The organism is Psychrobacter sp. Sarcosine-3u-12 (genome assembly GCF_002836005.1).
In the GTDB taxonomy this organism is placed as follows: domain Bacteria; phylum Pseudomonadota; class Gammaproteobacteria; order Pseudomonadales; family Moraxellaceae; genus Psychrobacter; species Psychrobacter okhotskensis.
In genome coordinates, this window is sequence record NZ_PJBY01000106.1 from 42,586 (window position 1) to 54,963 (window position 12,378).

A 12,378-nucleotide genomic window follows, 5' to 3' on the forward strand; every position below is an offset into this window, starting at 1 on the left:
GATGTCACCTCGATTTATTTAACTGGTTTAATTAACGCTATTTAATCAATGTTATTATTATAACATTGATTAATACGTCAGTTATTTAGAGTATAGCTCAACGATCAAGCTTTCGTTGATTTCAGCAGGTAGATCAATACGATCAGGTGCTTGTTTAAAAGTACCTTGTAGTTTGCTGTGATCAACATCTAGCCATTCTGGAATACCACGTTGTGTCGCCAGTTCAATAGCGTTTTTGATACGTAGTTGTTCGCGAGACTTCTCTTGGATAGCGATGACATCACCATCTTGTAGCTGAATTGATGGAATGTTCACACGAACAAACTCATCACGGCCAGCTTTTTTTACCATAACAGTACGATGACTGACTAGCTGACGTGCTTCAGCGCGCGTTGAGCCAAAGCCCATGCGATATACCACGTTATCTAGACGACTCTCAAGCATTGCTAGTAGGTTTTCACCTGTAGCGCCACGCTTACGAGCAGCTTCTTTATAGTAGTTAGCGAACTGACGCTCAAGTACACCATAGATACGCTTAACTTTCTGCTTTTCACGCAGCTGTAGAGCATATTCTGAGGTCTTGTTACGGCTTACACCATGTTGACCTGGTGGACGACCAGCTTTCTTAGTTTTAACGTCGTATGGTTTAACGCCAGACTTAAGACCTAAGTCCGTACCTTCACGACGTGATAATTTTAGTTTTGGTCCAATATAGCGGGCCATTGTTATGTCTCCTATAAGCTTTTGGGATAAAAAGCTTCGTCTTTAATATTAGACGCGGCGCTTTTTCGGCGCACGGCAACCATTGTGTGGGATTGGGGTTACATCAGAGATGCTGTTGACTTTATAACCCAATGCACCTAGTGCTCTTACCGCAGACTCACGACCCGGTCCTGGTCCTTTGACCAAAACGTCGATATTCTTAACACCATATTCTTGAGCCGCTTTACCAGCGACTTCAGCTGCAACCTGCGCTGCAAATGGTGTAGATTTACGTGAACCACGGAAGCCTTGTCCACCTGAAGTGGCCCAAGCCAATGCATTACCCTGACGATCGGTAATCGTAACAATGGTGTTATTAAAAGACGCATGGATATGGGCTATGCCCTCCGATACTGAACGACGAGCCACCTTTTTGCGACTGCGAGTGTCTTTTGCCATCTTTTAGCTTCCTAAGTTAATTATCTTTTGAGAGGGCGTGTCGGACCCTTACGAGTACGAGCGTTGTTTTTGGTGTTCTGACCTCTAACTGGTAGGTTACGACGATGGCGGATGCCACGGTAACAACCGAGATCAACTAAACGCTTGATATTCATTGACACTTCACGACGAAGATCACCTTCCGTCATGTAATTTGCAACTTGTGCACGGATAGCATCTAACTGTGTATCATCTAACTGACTGACTTTAGTAGTAGGGGCAATGCCAACTGCTTCTAAGATTTTCTGAGCAGTGGTACGGCCTACACCAAAGATGTAAGTTAATGAAATAACAGCATGCTTATTATCCGGAATGTTTACGCCGGCAATACGAGCCATTGATTTCTCTCCATTAAAGAAAAATAAGCTTTATTTATCAATAAGGCTTTAATTTTCAGATTTTTTGCTGTCAATACTAAAGCTTCTATAATTATTATCGCTGTTTTGACTTGTGAACAAGTCCGTTCATTGACGCTATTATAAAAGTTTTTGCATAAACTACGGCAAGTGGCGGATGATATCGCATCCGCCGTTGTTTTTCAAGTATTAATTTAACTAGTAGGTTGAGCGTGTTGCTTTACCCTACTCAAATATTAACCTTGACGTTGCTTGTGGCGCGGTTCTGCTGTACAAATAATATGTACACGGCCTTTACGGCGTACAACTTTACAGCTACCACAAATCTTTTTAACTGATGCTTGAACTTTCATAGCATACTCCTTTGAGATATCGTACCGCTCATTTAAGGTTGAGTGGGCGATTGAATTAACGTCTGATCATGATATTGATGGGTCATCAAATGCGCTTGAATTTGCGAGATGAAGTCCATTACCACAACCACCATAATCAGTAGCGACGTACCACCAAGTTGAAACGGTACACCAAACGATGACTGGACGACCATTGGCATTAAACAAATAACCGTCATATACATCGCGCCAATAAAGGTCAGTCGGTTTAATACATGATCGAGATAACGCTGAGTTTGTTGTCCTGGGCGAATACCTGGGATATACGCACCACTACGTTTAAGGTTTTCTGCCACTTCACGCGGACTAAATACCAAAGCCGTGTAGAAATAACAGAAGAAAATAATCATTGCACCGAACAGTACTAAATATAGCGGTTGCCCTGGGGACAATACCAATGCCATATTTTGCAATATTTTTTGTACAAAGGTAGGATCAGTTGATTGACCAACCCACTGCCCTAAACTTGCTGGAAATAACAATAGCGAACTGGCAAAAATGGCTGGGATAACCCCTGCCATGTTAAGCTTCAACGGCAAATGTGATTGCTGCTGCGCATAGATCTTACGACCTTGCTGTTGCTTCTGTGCATAGTTTACTGGTACACGACGCTGGGCACGTTCAATATAGACGATACCCGCGGTAACCGCGATACCTAGCAGTACAAAAATAAAGAGTACAATCAAGTTCATTTGACCTTGATTGACTTGTTCAATAGATTGCGAAATCATACCTGGCGTACCAGCCACAATACTGGCAAAAATCAGCATTGAAATACCATTACCTACACCACGCTCTGTAATCTGCTCACCAAGCCACATCAAGAACATAGCGCCTGCGACCAATGAAGTCACGGCTGGAATATAAAAAGTCAAACCAGAAGATAGGGTAAGATTTTGGCTGATTAAGCCAGCACACATTCCTAATGACTGTACTAGGGCTAAAGCAAGTGTCCCTTGACGGGTATACTTATTTAGCTTACGTCGTCCTGCTTCACCTTCTTTTTTGAGGGCTTCAAGCGATGGCAACACTGCAGACATCATCTGTACGATAATAGATGCAGAGATATATGGCATGATGCCAAGTGCCATGATGGACATACGCTCTAGCGCACCACCTGAGAACATGTTAAACATGCTCAGAATGGTATTTTCGTTGCGCGAAAACAGATCAGCCAAATTGACGGGGTTAATACCCGGTACCGGAATGTGTGACCCTAAACGATAAACAATCAATGCGCCGATTAAGAATAATAAACGCGTCCATAGCTCGTCATACTTACGTATAAAAGCGAATGGATTGAGCGGTATACCAGCCGATGACATTGATTGTTTTGACACGTTACTACTCCTCGATGCTACCACCAGCAGCTTCGATTGCTTGCTTAGCGCCTTTAGTCACTTTGATACCTTTAAAGGTATAAGCTTTGGTCACTTCGCCTGATAACATTACACGAGCACGCTTCATATCATGACGGATAAGGTTGGCAGCTTTAAGTGTTTCAATGCTGACAACATCGCCTTCAATTTTGTTCAATTCAGACAGACGAACTTCAGCAGTCGTCATTGCCATTCTACTGGTAAAACCAAATTTTGGTAGACGGCGATATAAAGGCATTTGACCACCTTCAAATCCTGAGCGTATGCTAGAACCTGAACGAGATTTCTGACCTTTTACACCACGACCACCAGTCTTACCAAGACCTGAACCGATACCACGACCACGACGTTGGGCAGTTTTCTTTGCGCCAACACCTGGTGATAATTCATTTAATCTAAGACCCATTACGCTTCCTCCACTTTTACCAAGTAGTTAACGCTATTGACCATACCACGAGTTGAAGGAGTATCTTCTACTACAACAGAATGATTAATACGGCGTAAACCCAATCCTTTCAAGCATGCTTTGTGGCTCTTTAGGCGATGGGCACCCGATTTCAATTGAGTGACTTTCATTTTTTTCATCGTAACTCACCTAGTCTAAGTTAACCCAAGATTTCGTCTACAGATTTACCACGTTTCGCTGCCATCTTCTCTGGAGTTGACATATCACGTAAACCGTTAAACGTAGCGCGAACCACGTTAGCAGTATTGGTAGAACCATAACATTTAGTCAAAACATCTTTGACACCAGCAACTTCTAACACAGCACGCATTGCGCCACCAGCGATTACGCCAGTACCTTCAGATGCAGGCTGCATGTAGACTTTACTAGCACCATGACGTGCTTTGATCGGATGATACAAAGTTGCATCGTTGAGCTCAACAGTAATCATATTGCGTTTAGCAGCTTCTAGTGCTTTTTGAATAGCAGCCGGCACTTCACGTGCTTTACCACGACCAAAGCCAACGCGGCCATTGCCATCGCCCACTACGGTTAACGCAGTGAAAGAGAAAATACGACCACCTTTAACTACTTTTGCAACGCGATCAACGGTAACTAAGCGTTCTACTAGACCGTCAGTCTGTTCATTTTTATCATTTTTATCATTTCTAGCCATGATTAAAACTCCAATCCGTTTTCGCGAGCCGCTTCAGCTAAAGCTTTTACTCGACCATGATATTTAAAACCACTACGGTCAAAGGCAACTTTAGTAATACCAGCTGCTTTTGCGCGTTCTGCGATTAATTGGCCTACAGACGTCGCTGCATCAGCATTACCAGTCGCGCCTGAACGCAAGCTGCTGTCTAAGGTAGATGCCTGAGCAATCACTTCACCACCGTTCGGAGAGATAATCTGGGCATAAATATGTTTCGGCGTACGGTTAACCGTTAGACGATGTGCGCCTAAATGACGGATATGTGCGCGGGTTTTCTTTGCTCGACGTAGACGAGCTGCTTTTTTATCAAACATTTCAACTCACCTTATTTTTTCTTGGCTTCTTTGCGAATCACATGCTCGTCACTATAACGAATACCTTTACCTTTATAAGGCTCTGGTGGACGGAAAGCGCGGATATTAGCCGCTGCTTGACCAAGCTGCTGTTTATTGTTTGATTTCAAAACAATTTCAGTTTGCGTTGGGGTTTCAGCCGACACACCTTCAGGTAGCGTATATTCTACTGGATGTGAGTAACCAACGTTTAGCGTTACTTTATTACCAGTAGCTTGAGCACGATAACCAACACCAATTAGTTGAAGACGTCTTTCAAAGCCTTCATTCACGCCTGTAACATAGTTGTTAAGCAAAGCGCGCATGGTGCCAGTGTGCATCATGGCTTCTTTTGAATCGACTGTAGGTGAGAAAATGATTGCATCATCTTCCTGTTTCAGCTCGACCAATTCATGCAGGCGTAAAGACAAATTGCCGTTCTTGCCTTTAACTTCGACCTGCCGATCGTTCAAAGTAACACTTACGCCGTTAGGCAGTGCTACTGGGGCTTTAGCCACACGAGACATAGGAATATTCCTTAAAAAATTAACTTACTTCTATTAGCGAAAAAACTAACAGGCTAAAAAGCGTGTTAGTTTAGCATAATTGATGGCGTTAGACACCTATCAATTTGAAATAATTTATAATTACTCAATTGATAGAAGTCTAACAAGCATCAAATAGACTTTATCGTCGTGTAGCTTACGCTACAAATGCAACGATTTCACCACCGATACCAGCAGCGCGTGCAGCACGATCGCTCATGATACCTTGACTGGTTGATACGATAGCAACACCCATACCTTGTTTAACAGTAGGGATAGCGTCTTTACCGCGATGCTGGCGTAAACCAGGACGGCTGAAACGTTGAATCGTTTCGATAACAGCTTTACCTTCGAAGTATTTTAGTTCGATAGTTAGTGTGGCTTTATTGTTGTCTTGTTCAGTGACAACAGCGTTCGCTACATAACCTTCGCTAACCAGTAAATCAGCAATTGATTTACGTAGTTTAGAGCTCGGCATTGCTACCGATACTTTGTTAGCCATTTGTGCGTTACGAATACGGGTTAGCATATCCCCAACGGTATCTTGCATACTCATATAGTTACTCCTTACCAGCTTGCTTTACGAACACCGGGCACATCGCCTTGCATGACACGCTCACGCAGCATATTGCGTGATAAGCCAAACTTGCGGAAGTAACCGTGAGGACGACCGGTGATAGCACAACGATTGCGCAGACGTACTGGTGATGAGTTACGTGGAAGAGCTTGTAGCTCTAGCATCGCTTCCATACGAGTTTCGTCACTTGCAGTCATATCACTGATAGTTTCTTTTAGCTTGATACGCTTTTCAGCATATTTAGCAACCATTTTTTCGCGCTTCAATTCGCGGTTAATCATGCTCTTCTTTGCCATAACGTCTTTACCTTATTTAAATGGGAAGCCGAATGCTTTAAGCAACGCGCGACCTTCTTCATCAGATTGAGCTGACGTGGTGATTGTTACATCCATACCGCGGATACGATCAATCTTGTCAAAGTCTACTTCTGGGAATACGATTTGTTCTTTGATACCCAATGAGTAGTTACCACGTCCGTCAAAGGCTTTAGGTGAAAAACCACGGAAATCACGAATACGAGGAATTGCAATGGCAATGAGACGATCTAAAAATTCGTACATTTGCTCACCGCGTAGCGTTACTTTACAGCCAATTGGCCATTCTTCACGAATCTTAAAGCCAGCAACTGATTTACGCGCTTTAGTGACCACAGGTTTTTGACCAGCAATAGCGGTCATGTCGGCTACTGCACCTTCAAGCAATTTCTTGTCTTGAGACGCGCCGCCTACACCCATGTTAAGTGTGATTTTAGTGATTTTAGGCACTTGCATCACGTTCGCTAAACCAAGGTCTTCTTTGATTTGCTGCTTTAGTTCATCGTTATATAAAGATTTTAATCTTGCCATTACCATTACACCCTTAGTGTCTTACGCAGTCGCCACTACTTCACCGTTCGAACGATAGACGCGTTGTTTATTGCCGTCTTCGCCGAACTGATAAGTAATACGATCAGCTTTTTGGGTTTGCGCATTTAATATTGCGACATTTGAAATATGCAGAAAAGCTTCTTGCTTAAGAATGCCACCTTCAACGCCAGTCGCCTGATTTGGCTTCTGATGTTTAGTAACAATATTAATGCCTTCTACTTTAATACGATCATTTTTTACAGCTTGTACAGTACCTTGTTTGCCTTTATCTTTACCAGCAATCACGATAACTGTATCGCCTTTACGTAATTTTGACATGGATTACCTCACAATACTTCTGGTGCTAGGGATACAATTTTCATAAACTGATCACCACGTAGTTCACGAGTTACCGGTCCAAAAATACGAGTTGCAATCGGTGCTTTGTTTTGGTTCAACAATACCGCAGCATTGTCATCAAAACGCAGAACAGAACCATCAGGACGACGAACGCCTTTTTTGGTACGTACAACTACCGCATTCATCACGTCGCCTTTTTTAACACGACCGCGAGGAATGGCTTCTTTAACCGTTACTTTAATAATGTCGCCAACTGATGCATAACGACGATGAGAGCCACCCAGTACTTTAATGCACTGAACTCGCCTTGCACCGCTATTGTCTGCAACTTCCAGCATTGACTCAACCTGAATCATAGCGTTACTCCACACGTATGAGCAATAAAAACCAGTTGCTGCCGCTAGCACAGTATGAGTAGTCGGCATTTTAATATAAATAACCGCTGCTACTCTTAATGTGAGTGATATACGCTCGGCGCAATCAGCATCCTTAAAAAGGCGGCTATTTTAACAGCTTCTGGCTTTTAATGCAATTTACTTAGATTTTTTCTACTTTTTCAACCACATCAACCAAAGTCCAAGACTTGGTTTTTGAGATTGGACGCGTTTCTTTGATGCGGACAAGGTCGCCTTGTTGGCAAACGTTATTCTCATCATGAGCTTTGATTTTTGTAGAACGACGAAGCTGCTTGCCATACAAAGGATGACGTACAAGACGTTCAATCAAAACTGTGATGGACTTGTCCATCTTGTCGCTGACAACTCTTCCTGTCAATACGCTAGCATTAGCTGTTTGATTGTTATCGCTCATGAGTCGCCTCGTTGTTTCTCGTTAATCAAAGTCTGAATCTGAGCAATCGTGCGACGATTGCCTCTGACTTCATGGGTATTACCCAACTGACCAGTTGCTTTAGCCATACGAATACGGAAAGCATCAAGTTGCTTTTCATCAAGTAACTGGGTCAGTTCTTCTAATGATTTATCACGTAATTCACTGATCTTCATTACATTATCGTCCGCTTAACAATGGTAGTTTTAAAGGGCAGTTTTGCTGCAGCAAGCGTGAAAGCTTCACGTGCAAGCTCTTCTGGTACCCCTTCAATTTCATATAGCACTTTACCAGGTTTGATTTCGCATACCCAATACTCTACAGGACCTTTACCTTTACCCATACGTACTTCTAGTGGTTTATTAGTAATTGGTTTGTCTGGGAATACACGAATCCAAATCTTACCACCACGCTTAATCTTACGAGTGATGGTACGACGTGCCGCTTCAATTTGACGGGCTGTCATACGACCGCGCGTCAATGATTTTAGACCAATTTGTCCGAATGCAACGGTGCTTCCACGATGAGCTAGCCCAGTGTTACGACCTTTGTGCATTTTACGAAACTTGGTACGTTTTGGCTGTAACATAGTTTAACCTCTGTCTGAGTTTCGACGGTTTCCGTTTCCACGACCACGGCGTTTTGGCGCACGAGTCTGCTCTTCTTTGACCGGATTATAAACACTGTTCATACCGTCAAGGATTTCTCCGCGGAAGATCCAAACTTTTACACCGATGGTGCCGTAAGTTGTCTCTGCACGTACTGACGCATAGTCAATATCAGCGCGAAGTGTATGTAATGGCACACGGCCTTCACGATACCATTCACTACGAGCAATCTCAGCACCACCAAGGCGGCCAGACAGCTCAACTTTAATGCCTTTAGCACCAGAACGCATGCTGTTCTGTACGGCGCGTTTCATCGCACGGCGGAACATAACACGACGCTCAAGCTGACTTCCGATACCGTCTGCTACCAAACGTGCATCAAGATCAGGTGACGTGATTTCTTCAATGTTGACCTGAGCAGGTACGCCCATAATTTTGGTCAATTCTTTTTGAAGTCTTTCGATATCTTCGCCTTTTTTGCCGATAACAATACCAGGACGCGCAGTGGCGATGGTAATCTTAGCGGCGCCAGTAGGACGCTCGATCATGATGTTGCTGATCATAGCATTGTCTAGCTTTTTGCGTAGATACTCACGAACTTGAATGTCGTTGATGAGGTATTCTGAGTATTGTTTAGGGTTAGCATACCAGTTTGCGTTATGCTTTTTGACAACACCAAGACGAATTCCGATTGGATGTACTTTTTGACCCATAACTTATTCTCCTACCTTTATAGTGATGTGACAGGTACGCTTACTGATACGATCAGCGCGACCTTTAGCACGTGGTAGGATACGTTTTAGCGTAATGCCTTCATCAACGTATATAGTTGATACTTTAAGCGTATCAATGTCTAAACCGTTGTTGTTTTCGGCATTGGCGATGGCTGAGTTAAGACATTTCTTAACAAACACAGCGCCTTTTTTATTACTATACGTTAGGATATCCAAAGCACGCTCGATAGATTTGCCACGAACTTCATCAGCAACGAGTCTAACTTTTTGTGCCGATATGGCGGCACCGCGTAATTTTGCAGTTACTTCCATGGTAAGCACCTTATTTCTTAGCTTTTCTGTCAATGCCATGACCACGATACGTACGAGTCGGGGCAAATTCACCTAGTTTATGACCAACCATCTGTTCGCTCACGATAACCGGTACATGAGTACGGCCGTTATGAACAGATAAAGTTAGGCCAACCATTTGTGGCAGAATCATCGAGCGGCGCGACCAAGTCTTAATTGGCTTGCGTGAGTTGGTGTCTAATGCATTCTCAACTTTAGCAAACAAGTGCGCGTCTATGAATGGACCTTTTTTCAATGAACGAGGCATGAAATTCTTCCTTTATTTCTTCTTGGCGCGACGGCGGATGATCATATTGTCAGTACGCTTATTATGACGCGTTTTAAGTCCTTTAGACTTCTGACCCCAAGGGCTGGTTGGATGGCGACCTTTGTTACGACCTTCACCACCACCGTGTGGGTGATCAACCGGGTTCATAGCGACACCACGAACAGAAGGACGAATACCGCGCCAACGTGAAGCACCGGCTTTACCAAGTGATTTCAAGTTGTTTTCAGTGTTCGATACTTCACCAATAACAGCACGGCAATTCACATGAACGCGGCGAGTTTCGCCAGAACGCATACGTAGAATAGCATAAATACCGTCACGACCTAGTAATTGAACACTAGCACCCGCAGAACGAGCCATCTGTGCACCTTTACCGATTTTAAGCTCGATATTGTGAATCACAGTACCCAATGGGATGTTTTTCAACGGTAAACAGTTACCTGGACGGATAGGTGAAGTTTCACCTGACATCACGGTATCACCAACTGCTTGTTTTTTAGCAGCAATGATATAGCGACGCTCACCATCAGCATACTTAAGTAAGGCAATATGTGCAGTACGGTTAGGATCGTATTCAATACGCTCTACAGTAGCTGGGATATTGTCTTTGGTGCGTTTAAAATCGATAATACGATAATGTTGCTTATGACCACCACCGATGTGACGAGTCGTTATGCGACCATTATTGTTACGACCACCTGACTTACTTTTTGATTCGAGAAGCGCTGCATAAGGACGACCTTTATAAAGGTGTGGATGCACCACTTTTTCAACAAAACGACGGCCTGGTGATGTTGGCTTTGCTCTTACGATAGGCATGAGTGTAATCCTTATTCGTTATTCGCTGTTTCACTAGTAGAAGCAGTCGTATTCGCGACCTCTTCACCAGCATCAGCCATTTGTACATCTTGACCAGCTTTTAAGGTAACATAGGCTTTTTTGTAGTCATTACGACGGCCGATGCTTTTACCAAAACGCTTTGTCTTACCTTTAACGTTCAAAGTGTTTACTTTTAAAACTTCAACACCTTCAAACATCATCTCAACTGCTTTTTTAACTTCAAGCTTAGTAGCGTTAGAGTCAATTTTAAATACTTGCACACCAAATGAGTCGCCAAGCATTTGAGATTTCTCTGAGAATACAGGTCCTCTTAGGATCTGATAAAGTCTTGCGTTATTCATGCTAGTGCTTCCTCAAATTGTTTCGCAGCTTCAACTGACATGATCACTTTATCAAAAGCGATCAAACTCACTGGGTCCACTTCGTTTGTACCAAGTACATTGACGTGTGGAATGTTGCGAGCGGCTAAGTATAAGTTTTCGTCAACGTCTTTGGTAACGATTAGTGCACGAGGTGCGCCCAAATCATTTAACTTGGCGATAAGCTCTTTGGTCTTAGGCCCAGAAACGCTCAACTCTTCAACCAAAATCAGACGCTCTTGGCGAATCAATTCGGCTAGGATACACTGCATAGCACCGCGATACATCTTACGGTTAACTTTCTGTGACCAATCTTGTGGTTTGGCCGCAAATGCACGACCGCCCCCACGCCAGATAGGGCTACGAATAGAGCCTGCACGAGCGCGACCAGTACCTTTTTGGCGCCATGGCTTGATGCCACCGCCAGAAACTTCGGCACGGGTTTTTTGTGCACGTGTACCTTGGCGAGCACCAGCAAGATATGCAGTGACGACTTGATGCACTAATGCTTCGTTGAATTCACGACCAAAAGCCGTATCAGAAAGCTCAACCGCCGCACCTGTAACTGTTTTTAAATCCACGTTAATCCCCTTGCTTAGGCTTTGACTGACGGACGTACGATGACATCGCCACCGGTGGCACCAGGGATAGCACCCTTGATGACAATTAACCCATTTTCAACATCAACCGATATCACTTCTAGGCCTTGAACGGTAACGCGTTTGTTACCCATCTGACCTGGCATTTTTTTGCCTTTGAAGACTTTACCTGGTGACTGGTTTTGACCAGTTGAACCGATAGCACGATGTGATACTGAGTTACCGTGAGTGGCATCTTGCATGCTGAAGTTGTGACGCTTTACGCCGCCTTGAAAGCCTTTACCTTTACTCTGTCCTGTGACATCAACCATCTGACCTTGTTCGAACAAGTCAGCTAGGATCTCACCGCCAATCTCACGACCTTCAAGATCGCTGTCATTGGCACGAAATTCCCAAACACCACGACCAGCTGCAACACCAGCTTTAGCGAAGTGACCTTTTTGTGCAGCGGTTACGCGGCTGTCACGACGGGTACCTGTGGTGATTTGGATGGCTTGATAGCCATCTACATCAGTATTTTTTACTTGAGTAATGCGGTTTGCATTGACCTCAACCACTGTTACAGGGATAGATGCGCCTGTTTCAGTGAAGACACGGGTCATGCCGCATTTTTTACCGACTAAACCGATCGCCATTTTAGACCTC

Annotated in this window: 25 protein-coding genes; all 25 read right to left on the reverse strand. The window is 43.8% G+C overall.

Going from position 1 to position 12,378, the window contains the following annotated elements; all coding sequences use genetic code 11:
* Positions 1 to 81 precede the first annotated feature (81 nt).
* The 25 genes from rpsD to rplC all read right to left on the reverse strand — a co-directional run bounded on the left by rpsD (position 82) and on the right by rplC (position 12,368).
* Positions 82 to 723, reverse strand: coding sequence for a 30S ribosomal protein S4 (gene rpsD / locus CXF65_RS11105; protein ID WP_010196731.1), 642 nt, complete (start codon positions 721 to 723; stop codon positions 82 to 84).
* Between the two features lie 48 nt (positions 724 to 771).
* Positions 772 to 1,161: a 30S ribosomal protein S11 gene (rpsK, locus tag CXF65_RS11110; protein WP_010196728.1), complete on the reverse strand. Its 390-nt coding sequence runs from the start codon at positions 1,159 to 1,161 to the stop codon at positions 772 to 774.
* A gap of 20 nt (positions 1,162 to 1,181) precedes the next feature.
* Positions 1,182 to 1,538 carry a 30S ribosomal protein S13 gene (rpsM, locus tag CXF65_RS11115; protein WP_021813384.1) on the reverse strand — a complete coding sequence of 119 codons (357 nt, stop codon included), beginning with the start codon at positions 1,536 to 1,538 and terminating at the stop codon, positions 1,182 to 1,184.
* A 254-nt stretch (positions 1,539 to 1,792) separates the two neighbouring features.
* Complete coding sequence (gene rpmJ / locus CXF65_RS11120) at positions 1,793 to 1,909, reverse strand: 50S ribosomal protein L36 (protein WP_010196721.1); 117 nt, start codon at positions 1,907 to 1,909, stop codon at positions 1,793 to 1,795.
* A gap of 32 nt (positions 1,910 to 1,941) precedes the next feature.
* Positions 1,942 to 3,273 (reverse strand): preprotein translocase subunit SecY, encoded by a 1,332-nt coding sequence (secY, locus tag CXF65_RS11125; RefSeq protein ID WP_173240232.1) that lies wholly within the window; start codon positions 3,271 to 3,273, stop codon positions 1,942 to 1,944.
* Between the two features lie 19 nt (positions 3,274 to 3,292).
* The gene (gene rplO, locus CXF65_RS11130) at positions 3,293 to 3,733 is read right to left on the reverse strand and encodes a 50S ribosomal protein L15 (protein WP_010196716.1); all 441 of its coding nucleotides are present in this window, start codon (positions 3,731 to 3,733) and stop codon (positions 3,293 to 3,295) included.
* Complete coding sequence (rpmD, locus tag CXF65_RS11135; RefSeq protein ID WP_101212091.1) at positions 3,733 to 3,912, reverse strand: 50S ribosomal protein L30; 180 nt, start codon at positions 3,910 to 3,912, stop codon at positions 3,733 to 3,735. Before rpmD ends, rplO begins: the two co-directional genes overlap by 1 nt.
* Before the next feature lie 20 nt (positions 3,913 to 3,932).
* Complete coding sequence (gene rpsE, locus CXF65_RS11140) at positions 3,933 to 4,448, reverse strand: 30S ribosomal protein S5 (RefSeq protein WP_010196711.1); 516 nt, start codon at positions 4,446 to 4,448, stop codon at positions 3,933 to 3,935.
* A 2-nt stretch (positions 4,449 to 4,450) separates the two neighbouring features.
* Positions 4,451 to 4,801 (reverse strand): 50S ribosomal protein L18, encoded by a 351-nt coding sequence (rplR, locus tag CXF65_RS11145; RefSeq protein WP_025652191.1) that lies wholly within the window; start codon positions 4,799 to 4,801, stop codon positions 4,451 to 4,453.
* Between the two features lie 11 nt (positions 4,802 to 4,812).
* Positions 4,813 to 5,346: a 50S ribosomal protein L6 gene (gene rplF, locus CXF65_RS11150; RefSeq protein WP_025652190.1), complete on the reverse strand. Its 534-nt coding sequence runs from the start codon at positions 5,344 to 5,346 to the stop codon at positions 4,813 to 4,815.
* Between the two features lie 175 nt (positions 5,347 to 5,521).
* Positions 5,522 to 5,920 (reverse strand): 30S ribosomal protein S8, encoded by a 399-nt coding sequence (gene rpsH / locus CXF65_RS11155; RefSeq protein WP_010196706.1) that lies wholly within the window; start codon positions 5,918 to 5,920, stop codon positions 5,522 to 5,524.
* Between the two features lie 11 nt (positions 5,921 to 5,931).
* Positions 5,932 to 6,237 carry a 30S ribosomal protein S14 gene (gene rpsN / locus CXF65_RS11160; protein ID WP_010196705.1) on the reverse strand — a complete coding sequence of 102 codons (306 nt, stop codon included), beginning with the start codon at positions 6,235 to 6,237 and terminating at the stop codon, positions 5,932 to 5,934.
* A gap of 12 nt (positions 6,238 to 6,249) precedes the next feature.
* Positions 6,250 to 6,786, reverse strand: coding sequence for a 50S ribosomal protein L5 (rplE, locus tag CXF65_RS11165; RefSeq protein ID WP_025652189.1), 537 nt, complete (start codon positions 6,784 to 6,786; stop codon positions 6,250 to 6,252).
* Between the two features lie 21 nt (positions 6,787 to 6,807).
* Positions 6,808 to 7,125: a 50S ribosomal protein L24 gene (gene rplX, locus CXF65_RS11170; protein WP_010196703.1), complete on the reverse strand. Its 318-nt coding sequence runs from the start codon at positions 7,123 to 7,125 to the stop codon at positions 6,808 to 6,810.
* An 8-nt stretch (positions 7,126 to 7,133) separates the two neighbouring features.
* Entirely contained in the window at positions 7,134 to 7,502 is a 369-nt protein-coding gene (rplN, locus tag CXF65_RS11175; RefSeq protein ID WP_010196702.1) for a 50S ribosomal protein L14, read from the reverse strand.
* A 181-nt stretch (positions 7,503 to 7,683) separates the two neighbouring features.
* Complete coding sequence (gene rpsQ, locus CXF65_RS11180) at positions 7,684 to 7,956, reverse strand: 30S ribosomal protein S17 (protein ID WP_010196699.1); 273 nt, start codon at positions 7,954 to 7,956, stop codon at positions 7,684 to 7,686.
* Positions 7,953 to 8,150, reverse strand: coding sequence for a 50S ribosomal protein L29 (gene rpmC / locus CXF65_RS11185; RefSeq protein WP_010196696.1), 198 nt, complete (start codon positions 8,148 to 8,150; stop codon positions 7,953 to 7,955). The genes rpsQ and rpmC overlap by 4 nt, the downstream gene beginning before the upstream one ends.
* Positions 8,150 to 8,563 carry a 50S ribosomal protein L16 gene (rplP, locus tag CXF65_RS11190; protein WP_010196693.1) on the reverse strand — a complete coding sequence of 138 codons (414 nt, stop codon included), beginning with the start codon at positions 8,561 to 8,563 and terminating at the stop codon, positions 8,150 to 8,152. Before rplP ends, rpmC begins: the two co-directional genes overlap by 1 nt.
* A 3-nt stretch (positions 8,564 to 8,566) precedes the next feature.
* Positions 8,567 to 9,295 (reverse strand): 30S ribosomal protein S3, encoded by a 729-nt coding sequence (gene rpsC, locus CXF65_RS11195; protein WP_010196691.1) that lies wholly within the window; start codon positions 9,293 to 9,295, stop codon positions 8,567 to 8,569.
* A gap of 3 nt (positions 9,296 to 9,298) precedes the next feature.
* Complete coding sequence (gene rplV, locus CXF65_RS11200) at positions 9,299 to 9,628, reverse strand: 50S ribosomal protein L22 (protein WP_010196689.1); 330 nt, start codon at positions 9,626 to 9,628, stop codon at positions 9,299 to 9,301.
* A gap of 10 nt (positions 9,629 to 9,638) precedes the next feature.
* Positions 9,639 to 9,914 carry a 30S ribosomal protein S19 gene (gene rpsS, locus CXF65_RS11205; RefSeq protein ID WP_021813372.1) on the reverse strand — a complete coding sequence of 92 codons (276 nt, stop codon included), beginning with the start codon at positions 9,912 to 9,914 and terminating at the stop codon, positions 9,639 to 9,641.
* Between the two features lie 12 nt (positions 9,915 to 9,926).
* On the reverse strand, positions 9,927 to 10,754 hold the full coding sequence (gene rplB, locus CXF65_RS11210; RefSeq protein WP_025652187.1) for a 50S ribosomal protein L2: 828 nt from the start codon (positions 10,752 to 10,754) through the stop codon (positions 9,927 to 9,929).
* A gap of 11 nt (positions 10,755 to 10,765) precedes the next feature.
* On the reverse strand, positions 10,766 to 11,116 hold the full coding sequence (gene rplW / locus CXF65_RS11215; RefSeq protein WP_025652186.1) for a 50S ribosomal protein L23: 351 nt from the start codon (positions 11,114 to 11,116) through the stop codon (positions 10,766 to 10,768).
* Positions 11,113 to 11,715: a 50S ribosomal protein L4 gene (gene rplD, locus CXF65_RS11220; RefSeq protein ID WP_025652185.1), complete on the reverse strand. Its 603-nt coding sequence runs from the start codon at positions 11,713 to 11,715 to the stop codon at positions 11,113 to 11,115. The genes rplW and rplD overlap by 4 nt, the downstream gene beginning before the upstream one ends.
* A 14-nt stretch (positions 11,716 to 11,729) precedes the next feature.
* Positions 11,730 to 12,368 (reverse strand): 50S ribosomal protein L3, encoded by a 639-nt coding sequence (rplC, locus tag CXF65_RS11225; protein ID WP_025652184.1) that lies wholly within the window; start codon positions 12,366 to 12,368, stop codon positions 11,730 to 11,732.
* Positions 12,369 to 12,378 lie beyond the last annotated feature (10 nt).